This window comes from Methanosphaera sp. WGK6, assembly GCF_001729965.1.
Lineage (GTDB): Archaea > Methanobacteriota > Methanobacteria > Methanobacteriales > Methanobacteriaceae > Methanosphaera.
On the sequence record NZ_JRWK01000005.1, the window covers coordinates 121,109 to 147,480 of the forward strand.

The following is a 26,372-nucleotide window of genomic DNA, read 5'->3' on the forward strand; positions in this document are numbered from 1 at the left end:
ATGGAATATATCTTAAAAAATGGAATTGTATTTGATCCTGTAAATAATGTAAACGGAGAAAAAAAAGATATATTAATAAACGATGATAAAATTGTTGAGGAAGTTTCTTCTAATGCTAAAATAATTGATATAACCGGAAAATTAGTTATGCCTGGTGGTGTTGACTTACATTCACATATTGCTGGACCCAAATTATCAGTAGGTAGACTCTATAGACCTGAAGATATAAGAAAAGGTATAAAACCTGCTTCTAAAAATGGAATAGATGGATTTGAAGCTGGATTCTCCCTACCTACTTGTCCAACAACAGGATATCGTTATACTAAAATGGGTTATACGACAGTTACTGAAGCTGCAGTTCCTCCTCTTGAAGCAAAACATGCACATGAAGAAATAAATAGTATACCTAACCTAGATATTCCTACTTTAACATTATTTGGAAATAATTGGTTTATGCTTAAATATGTTAAAGAAAATAACATTGATGATTTAACAGTATTTATATCCAAATGGTTAAAATTAGCTAAAGGTTATGGAATAAAAATAGTAAATCCTTGTGGTAGTGAAGCATGGGGTTGGGGAAAGAATGTGGATGGTCTTGATGATCCTGAACCACACTGGAATGTAACAGGACGTGAAGTAATTACTTCATTGACAAAGGTAAATGAGAAATTAGGACTTCCACACTCTGTACATGTACATACAAATGATTTAGGACATCCAGGAAATTATGAAACCACACTTGAAACATTTGACTGTGTTAAAGAAATAAAGAAGAATAAAAAAGTAGATAGAAATCAGATAATGCACTGTACACATATACAATTCCATGCATATAAAGGAAGTAGTTGGAGAGATGTAACTTCAGGTGCACCTGAATTAATTGATTATATTAATAAACATGACCATTTAACATGTGATATTGGTCAATTAACATTTGATGAAACTACTACAATGACTGCTGATGCTCCTATGGAATATGATTTATATAGATTAACAGGACTTAAATGGGCTAATAAAGATATTGAAGTAGAAACAGCATCTGGATTAATTCCATCAATATATTCTAAAAAATCACCAGTAAGTACATTACAATGGGCTGTTGGACTAGAATTTTTCTTAGGTATAAAAGATCCATGGAAATTTGCCTTAACAACAGATTCACCTAATGGAGCACCATTTATCAGATATCCCCGGATAATATCATGGATTATGAGTAATGAAAAATTAAATGATATGTTGGATAATGAAGTTCATAATTGGGCAACACGTAGAACTTCTCTTGGTTCTTATGATAGAGAATATTCATGGAATGATATTGCTATTATTACAAGAGCAAGTCCTGCTAAAATACTTGGTTTAACTGATAGAGGCCATCTTGGTATTGGTGCTAAGGCAGATATTTCAGTGTATGATATTGATGTAGATTCCTTTGACACTACTCGTCTTAGTAATTCAGAAGTTCTTGAAAAAAAACTATTAAATAGTATGTATACTATTAAAGATGGTGATATTCTAGTAAAAGATGGTGAAATTGTAAAATTAGTTAACAGTAAACATGTATGGTGTAACGTAAAAGGACTGGAGAATAAAGAATATTCATTAATTCAAAGAATAAAGCCTGAATTTAATAAGTATTATACTATAAAATATGAAAATTATGGTGTTCCAAATCATTATATTACACCAAATTATCAAGTTGATGTTGAAGTGGAGAAATAAAATATGAAAACTATAAAATTACTAATGAAAAAATTTAGTACAATACCTCTTGAATTTGATAATGTACTTCCAGAGTTATTATATAATAAAAATAAAGAAGAAATAGAGCAAACAATCATTTTCCATGGAAATAAACAAGAACATCTCTCCACATACTTCCAAGTAAACCTAGATGGAGAATGTAGTGATGCACAAGATTGTGAAATTATCATTGATGGTGATTTACATAGAGTTAAATATATTGGAAACCTTATGAGTAAAGGTAGAATTATAGTTAATAGTGATGTAGATTTACATGTAGGTGCACAAATGTCTGGAGGTCATATAATTGTTAATGGTGATGCTGAAAGCTATGCTGGACGTGAAATGACGGGAGGTTTACTTGAAATTAAAGGTAATGTTAAAGAATTCTGTGGTTCCTCATATATGGGTGAATGGAGAGGTATGTCTGGTGGTAAAATTATTATTCATGGAAATGTAGGTAAACAATTAGCTGATTGTATGATGAATGGTGAAATATATGTTAAAGGAAATTGTGATATTCTAGCAGGTATTCATATGGTTGGTGGCTATATTCAAATTGATGGTGACGTTACGCAATGGCCTGGAGGTCAAATGAAAAAAGGCACTATTGTAATTAAGGGTAATGTAGGTAAAATTCTTCAAGGATTTGTTAAAGAAGAAAAAATCCAAAACCCCGAAATAAATGGAAAATATCATATTGGTAGTTACATACATTATACTGGTGATGTAGGTGCAAAAGGTAAAGGTCATTTATGGATTAAAGAAAATTAGGCAAAACTATGAATACAAAATCATTAACTTTAAAAGAAAATGAACTCATACCATTTATAGATAAATATTTTAGAGAAGAAGCATTACTTGAAATATCATATAATCGTGTATTTATTCCTGGAAAAATATTATTCATAACACATGAAGATAATGAAACTATTATCACAATACAATTAAAGGGTCAACTATTAAATCAGACAGTAGATATTAATATAAATAATATTATAAAAGAAGTAGTTGAAATTCGTCATACATATAATGATGAAGAACTTATCTTAACCATTGTTGACTAAAAAAAATATAGTAATAAATTCTTAGAATAGTTTCTAAGAATCTTTTTTTTTATTGAAAAATAATTATTCTAGTACAGTATGTCTTGCTTTGAGATCTTTTTCTGTTTGTCCAAGATCTTGCATCATTTGAGCAATAACTGCATCTAAGAAGATTAAAGCACTTATTTCAAATATAGTTCCCATTGGAGATAAGGATTGGTGTAATCCACTTATTTGACGATTATTATAATCAGGTTCTGAATCTATTTTTGTTCTTCCTTTAAGTTGAAGTACAATATCTGATTTTTTTGCAAGAGTACTATCTGGATAAGAAGTTATTGCTATTAATTTAGAACCAATTTCTTTAGCAATACTAGTTGTACTAATTATATAACTTGTTTCTCCAGAACCAGATATTGCTATTAAACAATCATTTTTTCTAATAGCTGGTGTTGTGGTCTCTCCTACAACATAAACACTTAATCCTAAGTGCATTAAACGCATTGCAAATGCCTTTGCTACTAATCCAGAACGTCCTAACCCCATAATAAAGACATTATCCACTTCTTCAAGCATTTCTGTCATTTTAGTAACATCTTCATTACTAACTGCTTTAGTTGTTTTTGTCACATTTTCTAATATATCACTTAATGCATCATCATAAATCATATGAAATCCCTACAAATTTTAAATTACTTTGAAAATTATACACTTTCACAGATATTTTAAATAAATTTTAAAATATAAAAAAATATTAATTAATATAAAATATATTAAAATTTATATTTAGTTTTTACTAATCTATTATAAGAAATAATTAAAACTAAATTTAGTTGGGTGGGAATATGAGTTTAAATAAAAAATTAAGTATGGAAATTAATGGAAATTTATTTGATTATAAATTATTTGATACTCTAAAAGCAATAAAAAAAACTAAATCACAGCGAAAAGCAGCAAAGAAACTAAATATATCACACCCTGTATTAAATAGACGTGTTCTTAAAGCAGAAGATTTACTTTCTGAAAAATTAGTTATTGTTTCAAATACTGGAACTACTTTAACAAAATATGCTTTAAAACTATTAGATGAATATGAAACTTATGAAAATAGATTGTCTGATTATACAAACAGTATAACAGTTGCAGGTGGACCAATTTCATGTGAATTTATCAGACAACTAGCTCAAGCCTACCAAATGGATAACTTAAAAATTATTGAAACTGATACCGAAACCGCTTTTGATTTAGCTAATAATGGTTTTATAGATATTTTAGGATTTGATGACCCCGTTCAAGCATATATTTATGATATTGAACCAACCCCTCTTGGAAGAGACAACTTAGTTTTATTATCCAACAAAGAAATTAGATTGAACAGTATTTCTGATTTAAATGGTTTAAATTTTGTGGAAGTAGATGGTTCTGCACAAAGACTTGCATGGACCACTCTTGCTAATTATGATTTAGATTTTAATATTGTTTATGTTGTTAATTCTTTTCATGAAGCTATTCGTCTTGTTGAACAAAATGAGAATTTATATACATTCATAAATAAAAGTATGGCATATACTGTACAACATACTAATAATATAATTTCTAAAGAAACACAACATATTATTAGTGCATTGAATGTTAAAAATAATAGTTTTATTGAAAGTTTTCTTAATATTGCATCACATCATGCTCAAAAAGTAACTGTTAATTATGGATTTGAACATTTATAAAAAAAAGAGTTAAGAAATAGATTTTATTCTTCTAATCTAAATCTTTTTACTACAAAGTCTTTATCTAGTGATAATACAAAGGATGCTGCACGAGGACCTTGTTTTTTACCAATAATAGTTTTATATATTGCTTGGAATGCTTTTTGTGGTTTTAATTCTAAAGCTTCTAACACTTCATACATTCTATCGTGGAATTCAACATCATTATTAAATGTTTCATTTTCTAAAACATCTGCAAGTTGACGTAAGAATTCTGTTTGTTCTTCAGTTATTTCTACACGAGGCATTTTATTCATAACTTGGAATTTAACAAATTTAGGTCCATATGTTTCTAACCAATTATTTACATATTCTAATCTTTGTAAATATGTTTCTTTATCAAAGTCAGATAACTCGTCATATGTAACATCAACTAATCTATCCGGTAATTGATGATTGTTTTTTAGGATTTCATATATTTTTTCTGGTTTTCCATTTGCTATTTGGTATGCTACTGTTAAGAACCTGTATGGTGGTTGGAATGGCATTTCATCAGGTAATTCATTAATTTGAGATACTTGATATATTTTGGTAAGTTTTTCTTTTTCTTTATCATTACTTGCTTCTTCTTCACCATAAGCTATTCTTTCTACTCTATCATATTGGTCCATTAAATCAAGGAATCCCATTTTTGGTGTGAAATCTTTAGGTTTTAATGGTTTGTTTCTGAAGATGTAGTAATTTAATGTTTCTGGTTTTCCTATTTTAAGCCATGCTTCTGGTGTGAAAAATACTCCTTTAGATTTACTCATTGCATCTCCATCAAGTGTAATCCATTCATATGGTATTGGATATGGTGCAGGATAATTAAATATTTCATCAGATATTATTTTACTTACATCATATGATCCACCACTTGCTGCATGGTCTTTACCAAATGGTTCACAAGTTATGTTTAATATTTTCCATCTTGCAGCCCATTCTACTCTCCAGGTTAGTTTACCTTTTCCTGTTGTATAATCCATTTCACCTTCATGTCCACATTCACATCTATATTTAATTGTGGTTTCTTCAAAATCATATGCTTCAGTTGTATTTACACGACCACACTCTGAACATATAGGATTATATGGTAACCAGTCATCTCTTAGAGGATGTTCACGGTATTCATTGAATATTTCTTTAATTCTTTCAGTGTTTTCAAGTGCAATTTTTGTAGCTTCTGTATAAACTCCATTTTTATACATTTGAGCTCCACTTTTAATTTCAAGATTTTCAATGTCAAATTGATCTAATGCATTTATGAATGGTTTTTGGAAATGTTCTACGAAATTATCACAACATCCTTCAGGACAGGGAATTTCATAGTATGGTTGACCTAGATATTCACTGTAATCTTCAGGTAATGGGTATGGTACCTTTCTTAGAGGGTCATAATCATCAGCTATCCATACAGTCTTAGCATTTTCCCCTAATTTTCTTAATTCTTTACTTACTGCATTTGCTATGAATATATCACAACTGTTTCCAATATGTACTGATCCTGAGATAGATGTTCCACTACCTACAATATATTCATCCCTTCCTTGTTGACTTAATTCTTCAGCTATTCTTTCAGTCCAATGTTTACTCATATACATCACAAATAATCTTTAAATTGAATAAATAATAAAATTTAGAATACACCATTTATAAACCATTAATCCACTAATTTACTAAATTAAATAATTTACATCTAATTTTAATAAAAAAATTCCCTAAAAATTAGATTTTATTGATTAATTATAAATGGTATTTATTCTAAAAATAATAGTTTCTATAAGTAGAAAAATCATTTATATTATTATATTTTATTAGTTATGGTTTATAATTATTATCATATAGTTTAGAAAAAAGTATTAAATTATGTTACATGAAATATAATATTAATTGAAATAAAAAATAGGGATTGAATTTATAAGTTTCTTAATTAAGGTGGAAAAATATGTATGTAATTATAGTTGGAGCAGGTAGAGTTGGATTAAATCTTGCACAATCACTAGTTAGAGAAGGATTGAATGTTACTATTATTGAAAATGACCCCATTGTATCAGAAGAAGTAGCCGATCAAGTAAATGCAATGGTTATTCAGGGTGATGCTACATCAGTACAAGTATTAGAAGATGCAGATATTGTTGATGCGGATGTATTTGTTGCAGCAACAGGACATGACACTGTTAATTTATTAACATCAGTTCTTAGTCAAAATTATGATAATATTAAGAAAATTATTGCAAGAGTAAATGACTTAGATCATATGTCTGCTTTTAAAAAAGTTGGTATTGATATGACAGTTAGTCCTGAATCTACTGTAGCATCATATCTTGAACGAATTATAACTCGTCCAAAAGTTGCTGATTTAATTATTTTAGGTAGAGGATCCACAGAACTTCTTGAAGTGAAAATTGAAAATAAGGATTTGTTTGGTAAGAATGTTCTTGATTATAGTCCTACTGAAAAATATATTGTATGTGCTGTGTATGAGGATAATGAATTAATAATACCTCAAAAGGATACTGTTTTTCATGAAGATCAAAAAATATCTGTTCTAGCAAAATCAGATTATGTACAAGAAGTTACTAAATTATTTGCACCTTAATTTTATTTTTCAGTAAATCCATATATTATAGAAATAAATTTTAAATAATATAATTTTTTTAGAAATAGTTTTTTTTAAATAAAAGAATAGGCAAATAAAGGTAAAAACCTATTCTTTCTTGTAGATATTTAAAAATGAATGGTGGTAATGAAAAAAGAATAAATTAATTATTCTTTTTTGGTATAATACTTTCCTCTTATTTATTTATCGAAAACATCTTTGTCAGCTTTATCTAACCATTGGTTTACAATTTTAATTGCACAGTAGTTACCACACATTGTACATGTGTCGTCTGCTTCAGGTGGTCTTTTATCTCTGATTGCTTTTGCATCTTCTGGCCACATTGCATGTGAATATTGTGCTTCCCAGTTGAGTTCTTTTCTTGCATCAGCCATTTTTATGTCTTCTTCTCCGAATCTTTCTAAGTCAATAGCTAAGTCTCCAGCATGAGCTCCAATTCTTGTTGCAATTACTCCTTCTCTTACATCTTCTGGTCCTGGTAATGCTAAGTGTTCTGCAGGAGTTACGTAACATATGAAGTTTGCTCCATATCTTGCACATTGTGCTGCTCCTATTGCTGATACTATGTGGTCATATGCTGGTGCAATATCGGTTACTATTGGACCTAACATGTAGAATGGTGCATTTTTACACATTTTTTTCTGAATGTTGATGTTTGTTTCAATTTCATTGATAGGTATGTGTCCTGGTCCTTCTACAATTGTTTGAACTCCTCTTTCTCTTGCTCTATCTACTAATTCCCCTAATACAATTAGTTCTTGTATTTGAGCACGGTCTGTTGAGTCTGTGAGTGCTCCTGCTCTCATTGCGTTTGCCATACTTAAACATACATCGTATTCTTCTACAATATCAAGTACTTGATCATAGCTTTCATATAATGGGTTTTCTGCATCGTTTGCTACCATCCATGAGGATATGAATGAACCTCCACGACTTACTAATCCACCTTTTCTTCCTTGTCTTTTGAGTCTTTTTAAAGTTTCTCTGTTTACAGAACAGTGGATAGCCATGAAGTCTATACCATCTTTTGCTTGTTTTTCGATGTTTTTAAGCATATCTTCTTCTTCCATGTAAATAGGAGAACCATTTTTTTCAATGGATTCTACTGCTGTTTGGTAGATAGGTACGCTTCCTACAGGTTTGTTAGTGTTTTTTAATACTGTTCTTCTTATGTTGTCTAAGTCTCCACCGATACTTAATTCCATAAGTGTATCTGCACCTGCTTCTTCAGCAATTTTTGCTTTTTCTAATTCCATATCTAAATCATTGATATCTGTGGAAGTTCCAATTGTTGCATTAACTTTTGTTCTTAAGTTTTCACCTATACCTACTGCAACAGTTTCTCTTTGGTTGTTGTCTGGTATTGCGATATAACCTTTTGCAACCATTTTTCTGATATATTCAGGGTCTAATTTTTCATCTGCAGCTACTTGTTTCATAGCTTCTGTAATGTTTCCTCTCATTGCTTCGAGCATTTGTGTCATTTTATATTACTCCATATTATTATTTTTCTAATCTTGAATAATCTTTCTGGTTAGATGTTATTTTTTCAATAAATCATACCCATTATTTCATTATCCTATTCATTTTAGACTTAGTTAATAGTAAGTTTGATAGAGTATTTAAATGTTTAGAAGATATGCTTCCAAAATAACAATAAATTTTAATTTTTTAATAGAATATATTGCAAAGATTATATATTTATACAAAAAAATGAATAAAAAACAAGATTTTTCAACTAAAATTTAAAAAATAGTATTACATAAATCATTAAAAAGTATTATTATAAACAATATTAGGAAAAAATTATCTAAAAATTAATGAAAATATTAAAAAAAAATGAATAAAAAAAGAAAAAAATCTAGTATATTTTAAAACTAGAATTATTTATAACTCATCATTCCATTGATTATTCATTTTTTCTAATGCTTGATCTGCTGTAGGTATGTTTGTCTGAGTTCCTTGTGTTTCTACTATATATGATGACACAGTACTTGCAAAACGTCCACAAGTTTCAAGATTATTATCACGTAAATATAAACTTAAGAAAGCTGCACGATATGAATCTCCTGCTCCTGTTGGATCATATGCCTTTGTTGGTACTGGTTCAATTTCTAAACAGTCTTCTCCTTTAACATAAATTAAACTTCCTTTTTCACCAAGAGTTTGAACAATCATATTAGGACCATTTTCTAATAATTCATCTATAGTACTATCTAATAAATCAAGTATATGTTCTATCTCATGTTCATTTCCAAATAATATATTACAATTGTCAATTACTTCTTGTAAATCTTTTGTAGAGTATAAATGTAAGTCCTGTCCTGGATCAAATGAAACTAATTTATTTTGACTATATGCATATTTTCCCGCATTAATATTATATTGAGGATCACCTGTTGCTAAATGTACTGCTCTTGCATTATCAATAGCTGCTTTAGGTACTTCACTTTTTTGATATTCTTCAGCAGCTCCCCAGTAAAAATAAAACATTTGTTGATCTTCAGTATTTGTTAATACAAATGCAGTAGGTGTATTTTTTGTTTCAGATATAATCATTTCAGAAATATCTACTCCCGCAGTAGTTAATTCTGATTCATATTCACTACCTATAAAATCTTTTCCTATACAAGATATAAGTCCAACATCTAATCCTAATTTATTTGCAACTACGGCAACATTACCTGCAGCCCCCCCATTTAAACATTCCATTTCTTCAACAATAGAAGATGTATTTATTTTAGAAAATTCTTTGACTTGCATGATATAATCAAAAGCCGTATGTCCTAATACTAGTAAATCCACGTTTTTCATTGTTATTCTCCTTTATATTAATTTTATTGGATTTTTTAATGATTAATATTTCAATGAAAAATAAAATAATCATTAATATTTAATAGATTGCATTATAAAAAAATTATTCATAATTTTATATCATATTATGTTTAACTATCTTTATACAATTATCTTAATTGAAAATATACATAATTATTTAATAATATTGCACTAAAATAATAATAGTGAGTTGTTAGTAATGATAAATAAAAACATGTTAAGTAAAGAGAATGGACAATTTTTATTTGCAATAACTACTGGAACATTAGTTGGACTTATTACAATAGTAATATGTATTCATTTAAACTTAACAATAATAGGAATTAATATCCACATATTCATTGCACCTATAATTGCAGGTTTTATTGAAACATTTATTTCAAGAAAATTAACAAATAAGTCATCAGGTGCAATTAGTGCTATCATATTATTTATAATAACCAATTTCATTGGATGGTTTTTTCCAGCACAACCAATTACATGGAATATTTTCACACTAGGTGGACTCCTTTTCATGTTACAAGCCGCAATTCCATTAACTATTAACTACATATTAATTGCAATACTTCTTGGAATAACCTATTTATTTGGAATAATTGGCGGTTATATAGCAGTATTATTAAATAAAAATAATGCACCACAATTATTATGTATAAGTGAGATTGATTCTGTTAACAGCTCAGATATTTTAGTTTTAAATAATTCTCCCGAAATTCCAATAAAAGAATATCATAATTTAGTTTATGCAGAACAGGTTATTCGATTTGATAATAAACCTAGTGAATTAGTTAAATATGCCGGTTCCAAATTAAATGAAAAACGAAGATTACAACATAATGATTATATTAAAGCAAAAAATTACATTATTAATGAAATAAAAAAAGAAGCCCTATCCATTAATGCTAATGCTATTATTGACATAGAAATTGAATATACTAATTTTAATCAGCAACTTCCACCAGATATGTTAATTGCAGCTTATGGAACAGCTGTAACTATTGATAAAAAATATTTAAATTAAAAAAAAATAATGGTGATTATAAGATGTGAATTTATTGTTCCCATCTTTTTCTATCTAATAATTCTTGTTTTTTACCTGCATTCCATCCACCAGAAGCACTTTGTGCATGACCTACTTGTTGAACATAACCTGTAATTCTATCATACCATTCTACTTCTTTTGTTTCACCACAATGAGTACATGTTGTTTGTAATCCTTTCATTAATGTTTTACATTTTATACAGAAACTTAAAGCACTACTATATGCCCAGAAACCAATATCAGTTTTATGAGTTATTTTATCAGTAAGACTCATTAAACTATCAGGATCACTATATGATTCTCCCATAAATGCATGGAATATATGTCCTCCTTGTGTTATTGGATGATATTTTGATTCTATTCTTATTTTTTCTGGTAAACTTAATGTTGTATCTACAGGTACATGACTACTATTTGTGTAATATGATGCATTACTATCACCATTACATATTACCCTATCTGGGAATTTTTCACGATCAAGAGTAGCAAATCTATATGCTGTACTTTCTGCAGGTGTTTGAATTACACCCCATCTTAATCCAGTATCTTTTTTAAGTTGATTTGCCCTATCATTTATATATTGTACTACTTTTAATCCTAAATTATTAGAATCTGCATCTTCTAATCCTGCCCCTGTTTGTGCCATGAGCATTTCATTTAGTCCTACAAAACCAAATGATAATGTACTGTTATCTATTTGATAATATGGATCTTCATCCATTTTTTGTGTTAGGAAAGGTAGAATTTTATAGTCATTAAGACATCTTAATGCTCTTTCCCTTCTTAGTAAAAGTACTTCTTCTACTATGTTCATATAGTCATCCAAGTAATCAAAAATTTCATTTTCATCTCTTGCATTGTAACCTATTCTTGGAAGATTCATAGTCACATAGGCAAGATTTCCTGTTCTTAAACAGTCTTTTTCCCAGTCGCCAGTCCAATTATCAGATAATCTTGTTCGACATCCCATATAATTTGCCATATTTCCCATGTATTTTGGTAACATATTTATGAAATATGCTGTTCCAAATTTTGCTGATAAGAAATGTACTCTTTCTATATCTTCTGTGAATTCAGGTGTTAAACATTCTTTTCTTAAGTAATAAATAGTATTAGGGAAAAGGTGTGGTTTTCCTTCTGCATCTCCTTTTATAAGTGCTTCTGTGAATGCTTTTTGTATTAATCTTACCTCTTTTTCATAATCCCCATATACTCCTACAACTTTACCTCCAGGTCCATATGCTGGTTCATTTTTAAGGAAGTCAGGTACTGTGAATTCTAGTCCTATACTCGTAAATGGTACTTGTCCTCCTCTTGCTGCATATGCCATATTTAAATTGAATATTAACATTTCAACTGCTTGTTTTATTTTTTCATAAGGTAATCCTACTGCAAATGGTGCTACAAAGACATTCCACAAACTCATTGCTTGCCCACCACTCATATTTTGTTGAGCAGCTAGCATTATTTCACCAGAATGATTCATTAAAGTTTCTATATGATTTGGTGGTGCAGCTACACTTGTATGATCCCCTGTTCCATCTACTTTTAATCCAAATCTTATGAATTGTCTTAAATCATGTTGTAAACAATTAATTGGTCTTCCTGCAAAGAATTCTAAATCATGAATATGAACTGTACCATTCATATGTGCATCTGCAAGATTATGTGGTAGTATATTTAGCAGAGTATATTGTTTTAATGATTCATCTGCAACATATTTATGTATTGTTTCAGGATTATGCATCATATTAGCATTATCTTTATTTCCAGATTCTATTAAGTTTGTTATATTATATACAGGCATCCCTAGTCTTGTATATTTTCTTCTTAATGATTCTAGTCCATTTTCAGTTAATTTTGTATTAACCATTTCTCGTATTATTGGTGCTGTTAAGTAATCTAATTGTAATCTTTTGAGTTCTTTGTAAACTTCTGTTGCAATTTTATCTGCAAGTTTGGGCGTTGTTTGTGTTTCTTGAATTAATGTATTTGTTATTCGTGATTTATCAAATGATTCTATAGTATCTCTACCTGTTCTTACACGTAACGTGTTTGTATTATAGTATTTATCTGCTAATTTACTGTTTTCTTTTTTAAGTAATTCATATATTAAATTTTTAATTTCTTTTGTTGTTATATCATCATGTACTTCTTTGGATACTTTATGTGCTATTTTTTCTGCTAGTCCTAAAGGAATATTAATCATTATACATGAACGTATAAGTTTTTCGTAGCTGAATTTTTCTTTTATTCCATCATTTTTTATTACATATATTTCATTAAGATTATATGTGTCTTGTATGGTTTGTGGATCATTCATTATTCATTCACACCTTTTATGATTACTGTGTTATTTAATAATTTAATTATATTAGTATATAAAAATTAGGTTTTTTTGAAAAAAGTAGTATTTATTTAGACGAACTATAATGTATGTTTTTAGAAAAAGAATTATTTAAAAAAAAGTAAAATAGGTTAGAAAAATATATCTAACGAACTTTGTTTAGATTTGTCACTTTCAAATAAGGAGTTAATAGAAGTCTCCAATATTTCTATACGTTCCACTACATAAGGATTTATTGGATATCTATGAGATAAATCCTTAGATATGTCAAGATACTTTAGAACAGAACCTTTGGAAATACTTAATATTAAGTTATTACCACATTCACACTCTCCTGATAAAGGAATTCTTCTATATTTAGCTCCACATTTAGTACATCTTACTTTTTGTCTTGAAAAAGCTCTAATATTTCCTGCCATGTCAGGTAAGAAGTGAGAATTTAAAACACCTTCTACAACACCTTTTTGATCCACTGCCCTGAGTAATTCTGCAAGTGCAATTTGACTTTCAACTTTATCAGTCATTGTCTGTAATGACTTGTATAAACAAATTTTTGGTCCGGCATGTATCGAACTAGTTGGATGAGAATATATTAATCCTTTATATTGAGCATCAGTACCTAATCTTGATTCAACATTATCTACCAAATCATTAACATCGGATGGTTTTACCCCTCCCTCTTCGGTTTTATGATAAATTTCAAGAGGAATTCTTTTCATACAATCAATATTATGTGATTCATCATCAATTTCTTCAGGATCAATACGAATACTTAAAACCAATGGTGCATCCATACTTCCACCTCTAGTACTTGGTAAATAGGTTTTTCCAAAGTTAAGTAATGCATCTAATAATAACATAACTGCATCTTCATCACTATCACAATTACGTCTTTTTGCTGAATGGAAATAAGGATGAGCATAACATCCTGATGCTTTTGTATATCCAACAATTCTTCCCAATACTCCTGCAGAAGTATGGGGTGCTAAACCTGCTATTAATTGTCCAACCAAATCAAGTCTATCTTCAGCATTGTAAAATGGTTCCATATTATAATATTTAACAAGTAAATCATCAATAAATTTAGAAACTTTTAATAAATAATCACCACAACTTTCACTAACTACTATATCTTGGATTTTTATCTCAATAATCTGATTATCATCAGTAATAGGATTACCATAAATATCTTCAGTATATCCTAATTCAATTATTTTTTCATAAGGTACTCCTATTTCACGAGGAATAAAGTGTGTTAATGGAAGATCCGTTGAATCATGCCTTATTGTTCCATCCCTATATGTAAATACACCATTACGTGCACGTAAGATTCCTTTTTCCAGAGGTTCTGGATATTTATCTTCAGATATTAATCCTTTTACCCCTTTTACTTCATCCATTCTACGAACATTAACATTATTAAATGCATCTGCAAGTAATTTACCTAGTTTTATATTTTTAGGTCCTGAACTTTCTAATTCTGTTCTTGAACCACATACTGGACATAATGATTTAAATGAAGTTACTTTACAATCAGGATTAGTACATTTACACTTAGCAAGTGTTACTTTTATTGTTCCTTTTTTTGCAGCTTCAGATATGTTACGAATATTTCCAGCATAATTACCAATTGGGAATAAGGAATGAGGTGCAGGTCTCATTAAACGTTCTTTTGTTTTTTCAGGACGACCTACTCTTCCACCAATATATGTTGGTGCTTTTGCCTTAATTACACAAGGACTAATAATATTTATTGCATCTAGTGAAGTCATATCATCATCAGGAGATAAATGTTTATTTAATACTGTCGTTAAAGTAAATAAATCATCATTTGACATTATTAAAGAATTATTATTAACATGATGAGGTATTCCCAGTACTTCTAATAACCTCTTATGATAATCTACAGGTATACGATTCATATCTACATTAAATACTGCATCAGGACTTTCAACAATAGAATATAAATAATCATGCAAGTCATTTAATTCTGTTTTAGTTAAATCATGATAGTAATAAGTATATTTAGGATGTAAAGGAGTATTTGTTTTTTTGGATATTTCAAATGCTTTTTTAGAATCAATTTCTAATTTTAATAACTCATCCAATTCCATTTCTTCCTTAAATTCTATTCCAAAATCATCATGTGTTTCTTTAAAGTAATCCGAAGCTTCAATTTCCTGAGCCCACCATTCTTCACACCAACAAGACACATCCAATGGAATATTACCTCTTAAATATTCACCAAATGCAACAAGCATATCTCCAAGGAATAAAATTTCAATTACATCTTTACGTATTGATATTGCCTGAGATACATTATCTACTTGAACAACATCACCATTTTTTAATTTAACAATAGGTCCCTCAACAGAATCACATGGAACTACACAATTACCTTTTCCAGGTTTTTCAATTTTCATTTGTGTCCCTATTGCTAGAAATTCCACAATTTCCATTGTTGCTGGATGTATTGCCATTGATGCTAGACCACTATCTCTTGTTCTACCATAACGTAATCTAAAACCACCTTTAGCACCAGGATAAGACATTACAGGTCTTCCACCAATGATATCTTCCATGTATTTTGCTTTTTTCTTAGGTTTTTCTTCAGTTTCTTCTTTCTTATCTTCTTTTTCTTCTTTTTTATCTGTTTTAGGTGCTGTGAAATATTCTAACCAATCCCAACCATCAATTTTAAGAGTATGAGCATATTTAAGTATTTTTCGTGATTTTTGAATAACACCTTCTGCAATAGCTAGTAATGCTCCACCTCTTAGGTTATTTGTTTCCACACGAGGTAAATCCCTATTTTGAACTTCAACAGGATCTGTTTGTTCTCCAGTTACTTCAACCGGAATTCCTCTAACTGCTTTTCTTACTTCTTCAGGAGTTGGAGAATATTGTAGGTTTGTAACTTCAGATTCATAAAGTTCTACTTCTTCAACATATCTTTCAATTTCATCATCAGTAGGTTTATATCTATCTAAACCTTGAGCCATACGAATATAATCACCAAGTAATACACTTAATGCTGCAGCAGTACCTCCTGCACTACGAATTGGTCCTGCAAAATAAACACCAAAGCACTTAGTACCATCAGAATTATCTTTAATTTTTACTTTAGCAATACCTTCAAGTGGTGCAGCCACTACTCCTTCAGTTAGTATAGCCAAAGCTGTACGTATTGCACTGTCTGCATTTTCTTCTTGGACCTCATAATTATTTTCTTGTCCTTCAACATCATCTCTAGTTGCTATTTCTTTAGCTATTTGAAATGCAACTTCTTCCCTTGACATTGTTTCTTCTAGTTTTTTTATTCTTTTTGCAACACCTTCTGGACCTACAAGCCCTTCTACACGTTCTGCCAAGTCCTTTGCAAGTGGAATTTCAGGAACTAATTCCAAATCTTTCCCCTGTTTACGTGCTTCTCTTGCAATATCATATAATTCTTCTGTTTTTTCTTCAAGCATTTCAAAATAATCCATTAGATATAACCTCCTACAAAATTAAATTATGAAAAAATAATAATTAATTGTAATTTTAATATTTTCGAATTTCAATATTCTAAATTCATATTATATATATTATTAATTTTATAATTAATAGAATTTTGTTATTATAATTTCAAAGAATAATACATTCTATAAAAAAAGTAGTATATATGATAAAATATGAAAATAAACCCTTAACTTATAATATAACATTAAAATAAAATAAATATTAAATTAATTATAAAAAAATAATTAAATAATCATTAAAATAGTTTTAATAACAATATTATCACTAAAATAGATGATTAATTCAATTTAAATTAGTATTTATAAAAAAAGATTATTAGTTAAGATTATATAAAATAATAACAAAAATATAAATTATAAAAAATAAAGGAGTGAAAATAAGATGACTTATAACCCACCATCAGATGTTATGATTTATGACACCACCCTAAGAGATGGAGAACAAACACCTGGTGTTACGATAACAACTGATGAAAAAATAACAATAGCAGAAAAATTAGACAAACTTGGCGTTGATGTTATCGAATTGGGTTTTCCTGCAGCATCACCCGGTGAACAACGAACATTCAAAGAAGCAGCAAAAATAGGATTTAATGCTCAAATCAGTGGACTTGCAAGAGCATTACCACAAGATATTGATAAAGCAATTGATTCTGATGCAGATTACATTCACACATTCATCGGAACATCCCCACTCCATAGGGATTACAAGCTTAAAATGTCTAAAGAAGAAATATTAGACAAAGCAGTAACTGCTGTTGAATATATTAAAGATCATGGCATAACTGCAGAATTTTCTTGTGAAGACTCAACAAGAACAGAAATCGATTATTTATTAGAAGTATTTAGTGCAGTACAAGAAGCAAAAGTTGATAAAATTAATGTTCCTGATACTGTTGGCGTAACCATCCCAATTAAAATGAATGAATTAATTACAAAAATTAATGAAAAAATTAATGTTCCAATTAGTGTACACTGCCATAATGACTTTGGATTAGCTGTGGCAAACACATTAGCAGCAATTGAAGCTGGTGCTAAACAAGCCCAATGTACAATAAATGGTCTTGGTGAAAGAGCAGGAAATGCATCACTTGAAGAAATAGTAATGTCACTACATAAATGTTATAACATAAATACAAACATTAATAGTAAATTACTTGTAAATACTTCAGAAACTGTTTCAAGAATTACAGGAGTTAAAATGCCACCAAACAAAGCAATAGTTGGCGAAAATGCATTTGCTCATGAAGCAGGTATACATGTACAAGGTATTTTAGCAAATAGTGAAACTTATGAAGCTTTAAACCCAGAAGAAGTTGGACATAAAAGAAGAATTGTTCTTGGAAAACTAACTGGTGCAAATGCTATAGAAGCAAAACTTGAAGAATACAATATTAACCTAAATAAAAATCAATTTGATGAACTATTTAAAAAAGTTAAAGCACTTGGTGATGCAGGAAAAACCATTACAGACCTTGATTTTAGATCAGTAGCTGAAGCTATTCAAGGAAAACCTACTCAAGAAAGAATTAAATTACTTGGTATAAGTGTAATGACTGGAGATAACACCCTACCAACAGCAACTGTAAAATTAGATATTGATGGAACCGTTAAAAATCATGCAGAAACAGGAGTAGGACCAGTAGATGCATCACTTAAAGCAATACAAAGCCTTGTTGGAGAAATAGTAGACATTCATCTTGAAGAATATCATATTGAAGCAATCACTGGTGGAACAAATGCACTTGCAGAAGTTTTCGTTATTTCAACAGATGAAAATAACAATAAAGCTACTGGTAGAGCTACTGATGAAGACATTGTAAAGGCAAGTATTGATGCTATAATTAGTTCTGTAAACAAAATTTTAATGCTTAGAGAATAAAACAAAAAAAATAATTAAATAAGTATCATATAGATAATATTAAATAGATTAAATAATATAAATAAAGATTAAACTATATCATTATAGTTTAATTTATAAGGAGAAAGACAAAAATGCCAGAAGAAAATATTGTATACATTGGAAATAAACCAGTAATGAACTATGTATTAGCTGTAGTAACACAAATGAACAGTGGAGTAACCGAAGTAATATTAAAAGCAAGAGGTCGAGCTATAAGTAGAGCTGTAGATGTTGCTGAAATTGTAAGAAACAGATTTATATCAGATGTAGATGTTCAAAACATTTCAATAAGTACTGAAGAAATTGTTGGAAATGAAGGAACTTCATCTAATGTTTCTGCAATTGAAATTAGATTAAGCAAATAAATAAAACTATAATCATTTAAAACAAAAAATACATATTTTTTGTTTATTATTTTTTTAAATAACCTTCAAAAAAAACTATTTTTATAAAAAGTAACTAAATATTAATTTATTAGATGAATACTACCATATATTAATAAATTTTAGCTATTTACAGAGAATCAATAATTTAAAAAAAATAAATATTTCTGAAAACTAAATTTAAATATAGATAAATAATACTACTTTTAAATAAATAATAAAATTTTAAAAAAAAGATAAAGAATGAAATTAATCGTTCTTTCTATTAAATCCCCATCTTTTAAGACTATATATTACACATCCAGCAACAATAATTACTGCTACTATATAATATGCATAAATACTTGTAGGTCCTATTTGTTGATTAGTATCTAGTGAATATACATTTCCATCTTCAGATGCCATGAACAATGATCCACCACTTGTTGTTGGTGAAGCTGAGATACTTCCACTTATATTAGGAATATAACCTGGATTATAACTCCATACAGAATTTCCTGTGAATTTATTATAAATATGCATAGTTCCTGAAGAAGAACCTACTGCAACATTTGTTCCAAATATAGTTGGTGTTCCATTTATAGAACCACCTACATTTACTTCCCATTTTTTAAGTCCATCTCTTAAATCTAATGCATACATATCCCCATCATCAGTTCCTATGTACAATGTAGATTGTCTTTCATCAATTGATGCTGATGAAGATACTTCTGAACCAGCATTATATGTCCATACTTCTTCACCATTATCTTTATTTAATGCATATACTTGATTATCATCAGAACCGACATAAACATTTCCATCAGCTACTGCTGGAGATGATTTTACATCATCCCCTGTATTATATGTCCATTTAACAGAACCATCATTTATATCTAATGCATAGATTTTATCATCATCAGAACCAACATATAATGTATCACCATCAATTACTGGTGATGATTCTATAGAATCATCTGTTTTATATTGCCATACTACAGAACCATCATCCTTATTTAAAGCATATATTGATCCATCATCACTACCAAAATACACTTTTTCTGAATCAAGTGTTGGTGATGATTTTACAGAATCTCCTGCTTTAAATTTCCAATTATTTGTACCTGAATTTGCATTATTTGAATATAAATATCCATCATCAGAACCAAAGTAAACTGTATCTCCAGATACTGCTGGACTTGATTCTATTGCACCTTCAGTATCGAAGGTCCATGTTTCATTACCATCTTGAGCATCTAATGAGTATAATGTTCCTTCATGTGTTCCAATATAAATATGATTTCCATATAATACTGGAGTTACTGTTATTTCACCATCTAATTTTACAGACCATGCTTGTGTAGAGAATGATGTGTCTTGTTGTACATAACCTGTATGTCTTGTATTACCTTGATACATTGTCCAATCTACTGCAGATATTGAAGATAAACTTCCCATAAAAATACATAGTATTACAAGAACTATTCCTACTTTTTTCATATTATTTTTCATATTTTATAACACCTCTTAAAAGATTAAATATCCCTATTAAATCTTATTACTCCTACTGCAAAGAATATTAGTGTGAAGAGTAATAATACTAATAAATCAATTGCTATAGAACCTATTCCAGCACCTTGTAACATTACCCCTCTTAATGCATCATTTGCATAAGATAATGGTAATATAGCTGCTAATTTTTGTAATACCCATGGCATTGTTTCAGTTGGGAAAAATACTCCTGAAATAAACATCATTGGCATTGCTATAGGCATAACCATTTGAATATAATCTTCTTGTGTTTTTGCTGTAGCTGAAAACATCATACCAAATCCTACAAAACATAATACAGATATTAAAATTACTAATAATAATAAGAAGAAATTACCTTTAATTATAACACTAAATAGTAATGTAGCTGAAACTATTAATATTATAGCTCTTATCATTTCTGTAACTACTTGAGATAATATTTTTCCGGATAATACTGTAGATATGTTTGTTGGAGTCATGAATAAACGAGCTAATTCTCCTCGTTCACGTTCTCCTGCAATTGAACTACCCATAGTCATCATAGAAGACATGAACATTGTCATTGCAAGTACTCCTGGTAGTAGGAAGTCGATATAATCTATTTCTCCATATATTCTATTTACTTGAAGTTTGATTGCTTGTGTTGTAGTGGTTAATGTACTAGTTGTTGTGTTTGCATCAACTTGTTGCATTCCTATTTGTTCAGATAATGATGCAAATATCTTTTGGGTTGTTGGAACTAATGTCTGAGTTACAAGTTGATCAGATGAGTCTATGTATAATACAGCATTTCTATTAGAATTTTCTTCGAAATCACTTGATAATATTATGGCTGCCTTATATTTTCCATCATCAACTGCTTCTTTTGCATCATCTGGATTTGTCATTATTTCTTTAATATCATACGTATTATCTTCTTTTAATGCATTGATTACTTGATCAGTTATGTCACCACTAGATTGTTTAACTACAACTACTGGTGTATTTTCAACTGTTCCACCCATACCCCATCCACATAATGCAATCATGAGTATAGGAAATATAATTAAAGATGCTAATTGAATTTTATGTCTCCATAATTTAAGGAGATCTTTTTTTATTAACCATTTTATTTTATTAATTTCCATCTTTTTTTATCTCCTTTCTTTTTTTAGCTGTGATTGATACAAATACATCTTCTAAAGTTGGATCTTTAGTTTGTATAGATGCAATATTACCACCATTACTTAATATGGAAGTTATTACATGATTTACTGATGTTTCTGAACGTTTAAGATTTATATTTATTCTTCCATTTCCCATATGTTCAGCATGTTCTACAACATCCAAATCACTTAATTCTGTAATCATTTCATCAGTTATGTTTGATACCATTACTGTGATTTCTTCATTTTCATCGGTGAGTGATGCTCTTAGTTGACTTATTTCTTCTTGATTTTCAGGATTATTTTCTTTTTCAAGATCTAAGATCATATTTCTAATAGATTGATTATTTTCTTCTCTATTTCGTAGTAAATCATCTTTGAGTCCTTGAGGTGTGTTGTTAGCTACAACTTTTCCAGAATCTATAATATTAATACTATCACAAATTTTATCAACTTCGTACATGTCATGTGAACATAATATTACAGTGTGTCCTGTTTCATTTAATTCTACCATTAAATCCCATAATATTCTCTTAGTTGTAGGATCTAATCCTACTGTTGGTTCATCCAAGAATAATAAATCAGGATTATGTACTAAACTTGCAACTACGGATGTTTTTTGTTGCATACCTCCAGATAATTGACTTATAAATTTATTTTGAGCATAACTTATATCTACTAGTTCTAGTAAATCATCAATTTTTTTATCTTTGGTTTTTTGATTTACATTATAGAAGTCAGCACATAATTCAACATTTTCACGTACTGTTAAATCTTTATATAAACTTACTTGTTGTGGTACCATACCTATTTTACTTCTTACATTATCAGGTTGTGCAGTAATGTCAAATCCTGCTACTTTTGCTTCTCCACTTGTTTTTGGAAGAAGACAAGTTAGCATTTTTATTGTTGTTGTTTTACCAGCACCATTTGGTCCTAATATTCCACCAATTGTTTTATCTTCAATGAATAGATCAAGATTATCTACTGCTTTAAAACCATTATCATAGACTTTAACTAAATCATGTGTTTCTATTGCATATTTCATCTATTCGTCCCCCAAATTTTGTGTAAATACTTTATCATTGAGTATCATATCTTTAAAAAATAATACTAAATCATTATCTTCACGTTTTTGTTTGATAAAATATTTTATTGAGTTTAACATCTGAAGACCATCTTCTGTTATCTCATATACTTTAACTTTATGATTTCCATTAAGTTCTTGAGAACTTGTTATTAAACCATCTTTTTCTAGTTTATGTAATAATGGATAAATTGTACTGCTATGTACAGTTTTATCTCCAGGCAAATCTGAAGATAATTCATTAATCTTAGACATTAAACCATAACCATGTAATTTTTCTCGACTAATTAACCATAATATGAAAATATTACGTGCTCCCTTAATTAATGAATTAAGGAATTTCATATCAGGCACTATTTCATCATTACATGGAATATCATTATCTGACATTTTATCGTCCTCAGTTATTCTTAATTATTAATTTAATAACAATAATTTTTTTTATTATACTATTTTTAAAAGTACAAAATATATTATGTATAAAATTATACATATAATTTTTCGATATACTATGTAAAAAAATATACATGAAATAAACTTACAAAACAACTTATGTATGAAATTATATATATAATTTTTCATATAACATACCCATAAAAAATCACAACATCCACTTACATTAAATACATATAATTTAAACTAAAAAATAATAATAAAAAATAAAATAGGATAAAACTATGACAAGTGAAGTATATTTTACTGATATGAAATCTGAAAATGCAAAAAACAGCATGATTCAGAAATTACAAAGACTATATGATGAAACACAATTCAATAACAAAATAAAAGAAAATGAAAAAATAGCTATAAAAACCCACTTTGGAGAAAGAGGAAATACATCATACATCCAACCAACATACATAAGACAAATAGTTGATTCAATAAAAGAAAAAAAAGCAAAACCATTTATTACTGACACAAATACATTATATCATGCATATAGAGACAATAGTATTGATCACCTAGAAACTGCAACAAGACATGGATTTACATACTCCGTTATAAATGCACCCGTGATAATTGCAGATGGATTGAATGGAACAAATAATATTGAAGTAGACATAAATCAAAATATATTTCAAAAAGTAAATATTGCAAGAGATATCTATGATAGTGATGCAATGATTGTTATATCACACGTAAAAGGACATACACTAGCAGGATTTGGTGGAGCAATAAAGAATCTTGCAATGGGATGTGCATCTAGAGAAGGAAAAATTGATCAACATAAAATTGTAGCACCATTTATTTCAAAAATAGCCTGTCTTGCATGTAACGTATGTATTGCAGCATGTCCTGAAAATGCAATAACAGTAGACTCCATAGCACATATAAATTATGATAAATGTATAGGTTGTAATGATTGTGTTGGAGAATGCCCTAAAAATGCAATAAAACTTAATAAAATAAAATCTGATGAATTTATTGAAGCCATTGTAGAATATGCATATGGTGCTATTAAAAATAAGAAAGAAAAAATATTATACATTAACTTTTTAACCAATATTGCTCCTGATTGTGATTGCAACCCATTTAGTGATAGACCTATTGTTAATGACATAGGTATTCTTGCAAGTTATGACCCTGTAGCTATAGATCAGGCAAGTTATGATTTAATAAATAATCAAATAGGAATTATTGATTCAGCATTAACTAAAAACCATGCTCCGGGAGAAGATAAATTTAAAGGAGTGTGGAGAAATATTGATGGATTACAACAAATTAAACATGCTGAAAAAATCAACATAGGAACTAAAGAATATAAATTAATTAAAATATAAATGTGATAACATGAAAGAAATAACAGAAATTAATGAAAAGTTAGAACAACATAATTATATTTCTAATGATCAAATCAATACCACTTTATTTCTAGCTTTTACATTGAAAAAACCAATATTAATCGAAGGACCTCCAGGTACTGGAAAAACAGAACTTGCTAAAACAATAGCTGATAGTTTCAATAGAGATTTCTTCAGAATACAATGTTATGAAGGAATAACATTTGAACAAGTTGTTGGAGAATGGAACTATCAAAAACAATTATTATACTTAGAAATGGCTAGAAATAACAATGAAGATATGACTATATTTTCTGATGAATTTTTCATACAAAGACCACTTCTTACAGCTTTTAGTAATGATAAACCATCAGTTCTATTAATTGATGAAATTGATAAGGCAGATGAAGAATTAGAAAGTTTTTTACTACAAGCACTAGGTGAAAAACAAATAACAGTAAATGATTTAGATACATTTGATCTTAAAAATGATTTAATTGTTGTACTTACATCTAATGCACAACGTACATTACTTGATGAAACCAAGGATCGATGTTTATATTTATACATAGATTATCCAGACTATGATCGTGAAGTAGATATTATTCAAAAAAGAGTACCTCTTGGACCACCAGGATTAGTTAAAGAAGTTGTTGAAAAAACACAAAAAATAAGAAAATTAGATTTATCTAAAAAACCATCAATAAGAGCTACCGTTGACTGGGTTGAATCATTAATTGCATTAAATCAAATTCCACCAACACGTGAAGCTTTAGAAAATACATTAAATGTTATTGCTAAAAATGAAGAAGATAAAGAAAGAATTATAAATGAAGTTTTGAATAAACTTTAATTTTACTTCTTTTTTAGTATAGTTATTATTTCTCCAATACTGCTAATTTTATAATCAGGTAATTTTAATAAACTTTCAGGTAACATTTCTTTTTGTTCTAGAGTTAATATTCCAATATTTGCTTGTTTTATTGCTAATTGGTCATTAGTATTATTACCCACCATATAAACAAAATGTCCTTTATCTTGTAAATTTTTAACTATTTTTTCTTTACCCTTACTATCCATAGTATCGTAAATATTTTCATAAGGTATGTTTAAAATAGAAGCTATTCTATCAAGTGACTGTTTATTATCACCAGAAGCAATGTAAATATTAATGTCCTCTTTTTTTAGAAAATTTATAACATTTAGTGTATCTTTAAAAAATAATCCACCAGCAGTAAATACATATTCAATTTTATGTTCAAGAATATTAATTATTAATGCAGAACCACTGCAAATTTCAATATTATATTTTTCTATTAAACATTTTGCAGAGTCCTTTAAATCACCAAAAGAAGTATCATCCTGTGCAATTGATTGAATTACTTCTTCTTTTGTCACATTTTTCTGTGAATAACTTATCTCAAAGTCTTCAGGATAATCTTTTAAATAATTATAAATTTTTCCTGATTGTTTAATAAGATCTTTTGTAGGTGTTTGTAATACAACAATTATTCTACCTTTTTTTTCATTAACAATACCTATAGTATTTGTTTCAAATAAGAATTTATTATTAGACATATCTTTTAATACAGTTACTCGTTGAAGAATTGTACCTGCATTATCAAAAACTAGTGATTTCATTGAATATTCTCCAAAAATTAATTA

21 protein-coding genes are annotated in these 26,372 nt (G+C 28.7%); 10 read left to right on the forward strand and 11 right to left on the reverse strand.

Annotated features, from left to right (window positions below):
- From NL43_RS03985 to NL43_RS03995, 3 genes are read left to right on the forward strand one after another with little or no spacing between them, the layout of a single operon-like run.
- Window positions 1-1,722: a formylmethanofuran dehydrogenase subunit A gene (locus NL43_RS03985; protein ID WP_069592750.1), complete on the forward strand. Its 1,722-nt coding sequence runs from the start codon at window positions 1-3 to the stop codon at window positions 1,720-1,722.
- Between the two features lie 3 nt (window positions 1,723-1,725).
- Window positions 1,726-2,517 carry a formylmethanofuran dehydrogenase subunit C gene (locus NL43_RS03990; protein WP_069592751.1) on the forward strand — a complete coding sequence of 264 codons (792 nt, stop codon included), beginning with the start codon at window positions 1,726-1,728 and terminating at the stop codon, window positions 2,515-2,517.
- Window positions 2,518-2,525: 8 nt separating this feature from the next.
- Window positions 2,526-2,810: a DUF2097 domain-containing protein gene (locus NL43_RS03995; protein WP_069592752.1), complete on the forward strand. Its 285-nt coding sequence runs from the start codon at window positions 2,526-2,528 to the stop codon at window positions 2,808-2,810.
- A 63-nt stretch (window positions 2,811-2,873) separates the two neighbouring features.
- Here the strand turns inward: NL43_RS03995 and hxlB are convergent, their stop codons facing one another.
- Complete coding sequence (gene hxlB / locus NL43_RS04000) at window positions 2,874-3,458, reverse strand: 6-phospho-3-hexuloisomerase (protein WP_069592753.1); 585 nt, start codon at window positions 3,456-3,458, stop codon at window positions 2,874-2,876.
- A gap of 176 nt (window positions 3,459-3,634) precedes the next feature.
- Between hxlB and NL43_RS04005 the strand changes: the two genes are divergently transcribed.
- Window positions 3,635-4,513, forward strand: coding sequence for a LysR family transcriptional regulator (locus tag NL43_RS04005; protein WP_069592754.1), 879 nt, complete (start codon window positions 3,635-3,637; stop codon window positions 4,511-4,513).
- Window positions 4,514-4,536: 23 nt separating this feature from the next.
- On the opposite strand, the gene lysS is transcribed toward NL43_RS04005, so the two are convergent.
- Window positions 4,537-6,126 (reverse strand): lysine--tRNA ligase, encoded by a 1,590-nt coding sequence (gene lysS / locus NL43_RS04010; RefSeq protein ID WP_069592755.1) that lies wholly within the window; start codon window positions 6,124-6,126, stop codon window positions 4,537-4,539.
- 350 nt (window positions 6,127-6,476) lie between these two features.
- Here lysS and NL43_RS04015 point away from each other — a divergent pair, with 350 nt between their 5' ends.
- Entirely contained in the window at window positions 6,477-7,130 is a 654-nt protein-coding gene (locus NL43_RS04015; protein ID WP_069592756.1) for a TrkA family potassium uptake protein, read from the forward strand.
- 200 nt (window positions 7,131-7,330) lie between these two features.
- Here the strand turns inward: NL43_RS04015 and thiC are convergent, their stop codons facing one another.
- Both thiC and NL43_RS04025 read right to left on the reverse strand, forming a co-directional pair.
- Entirely contained in the window at window positions 7,331-8,635 is a 1,305-nt protein-coding gene (gene thiC / locus NL43_RS04020) for a phosphomethylpyrimidine synthase (RefSeq protein ID WP_069592757.1), read from the reverse strand.
- 403 nt (window positions 8,636-9,038) lie between these two features.
- Window positions 9,039-9,965: a carbohydrate kinase family protein gene (locus tag NL43_RS04025; RefSeq protein WP_069592758.1), complete on the reverse strand. Its 927-nt coding sequence runs from the start codon at window positions 9,963-9,965 to the stop codon at window positions 9,039-9,041.
- A gap of 220 nt (window positions 9,966-10,185) precedes the next feature.
- Between NL43_RS04025 and NL43_RS04030 the strand changes: the two genes are divergently transcribed.
- Window positions 10,186-11,007: a heavy metal-binding domain-containing protein gene (locus NL43_RS04030; RefSeq protein ID WP_069592759.1), complete on the forward strand. Its 822-nt coding sequence runs from the start codon at window positions 10,186-10,188 to the stop codon at window positions 11,005-11,007.
- Between the two features lie 31 nt (window positions 11,008-11,038).
- Here NL43_RS04030 and nrdD read toward each other — a convergent pair whose 3' ends face one another.
- Both nrdD and polC read right to left on the reverse strand, forming a co-directional pair.
- The gene (gene nrdD, locus NL43_RS04035; RefSeq protein WP_069592760.1) at window positions 11,039-13,351 is read right to left on the reverse strand and encodes an anaerobic ribonucleoside-triphosphate reductase; all 2,313 of its coding nucleotides are present in this window, start codon (window positions 13,349-13,351) and stop codon (window positions 11,039-11,041) included.
- 155 nt (window positions 13,352-13,506) lie between these two features.
- On the reverse strand, window positions 13,507-16,863 hold the full coding sequence (gene polC / locus NL43_RS04040) for a DNA polymerase II large subunit (protein WP_069592761.1): 3,357 nt from the start codon (window positions 16,861-16,863) through the stop codon (window positions 13,507-13,509).
- 415 nt (window positions 16,864-17,278) lie between these two features.
- Between polC and NL43_RS04045 the strand changes: the two genes are divergently transcribed.
- A complete protein-coding gene (locus tag NL43_RS04045) occupies window positions 17,279-18,778 on the forward strand; it encodes a 2-isopropylmalate synthase (protein ID WP_069592762.1) in 1,500 nt (499 codons plus the stop codon).
- 113 nt (window positions 18,779-18,891) lie between these two features.
- The gene (gene albA / locus NL43_RS04050) at window positions 18,892-19,164 is read left to right on the forward strand and encodes a DNA-binding protein Alba (RefSeq protein WP_069592763.1); all 273 of its coding nucleotides are present in this window, start codon (window positions 18,892-18,894) and stop codon (window positions 19,162-19,164) included.
- Window positions 19,165-19,431: 267 nt separating this feature from the next.
- Here albA and NL43_RS04055 read toward each other — a convergent pair whose 3' ends face one another.
- From NL43_RS04055 to NL43_RS04070, 4 genes are read right to left on the reverse strand one after another with little or no spacing between them, the layout of a single operon-like run.
- Window positions 19,432-20,673, reverse strand: coding sequence for a PQQ-binding-like beta-propeller repeat protein (locus NL43_RS04055; RefSeq protein WP_069592764.1), 1,242 nt, complete (start codon window positions 20,671-20,673; stop codon window positions 19,432-19,434).
- 23 nt (window positions 20,674-20,696) lie between these two features.
- A complete protein-coding gene (locus NL43_RS04060) occupies window positions 20,697-21,821 on the reverse strand; it encodes an ABC transporter permease (protein ID WP_069592765.1) in 1,125 nt (374 codons plus the stop codon).
- Window positions 21,811-22,887 (reverse strand): ATP-binding cassette domain-containing protein, encoded by a 1,077-nt coding sequence (locus NL43_RS04065; protein ID WP_069592766.1) that lies wholly within the window; start codon window positions 22,885-22,887, stop codon window positions 21,811-21,813. The genes NL43_RS04060 and NL43_RS04065 overlap by 11 nt, the downstream gene beginning before the upstream one ends.
- Window positions 22,888-23,316, reverse strand: a complete 429-nt coding sequence (locus NL43_RS04070; protein ID WP_069592767.1) for a PadR family transcriptional regulator — start codon at window positions 23,314-23,316, stop codon at window positions 22,888-22,890.
- Window positions 23,317-23,603: 287 nt separating this feature from the next.
- Between NL43_RS04070 and NL43_RS04075 the strand changes: the two genes are divergently transcribed.
- Both NL43_RS04075 and NL43_RS04080 read left to right on the forward strand, forming a co-directional pair.
- Complete coding sequence (locus tag NL43_RS04075; RefSeq protein WP_069592768.1) at window positions 23,604-24,707, forward strand: DUF362 domain-containing protein; 1,104 nt, start codon at window positions 23,604-23,606, stop codon at window positions 24,705-24,707.
- Between the two features lie 10 nt (window positions 24,708-24,717).
- Window positions 24,718-25,560, forward strand: coding sequence for a MoxR family ATPase (locus NL43_RS04080; RefSeq protein ID WP_069592769.1), 843 nt, complete (start codon window positions 24,718-24,720; stop codon window positions 25,558-25,560).
- 2 nt (window positions 25,561-25,562) lie between these two features.
- Here NL43_RS04080 and NL43_RS04085 read toward each other — a convergent pair whose 3' ends face one another.
- Complete coding sequence (locus tag NL43_RS04085; protein ID WP_069592770.1) at window positions 25,563-26,348, reverse strand: HAD family hydrolase; 786 nt, start codon at window positions 26,346-26,348, stop codon at window positions 25,563-25,565.
- Window positions 26,349-26,372 lie beyond the last annotated feature (24 nt).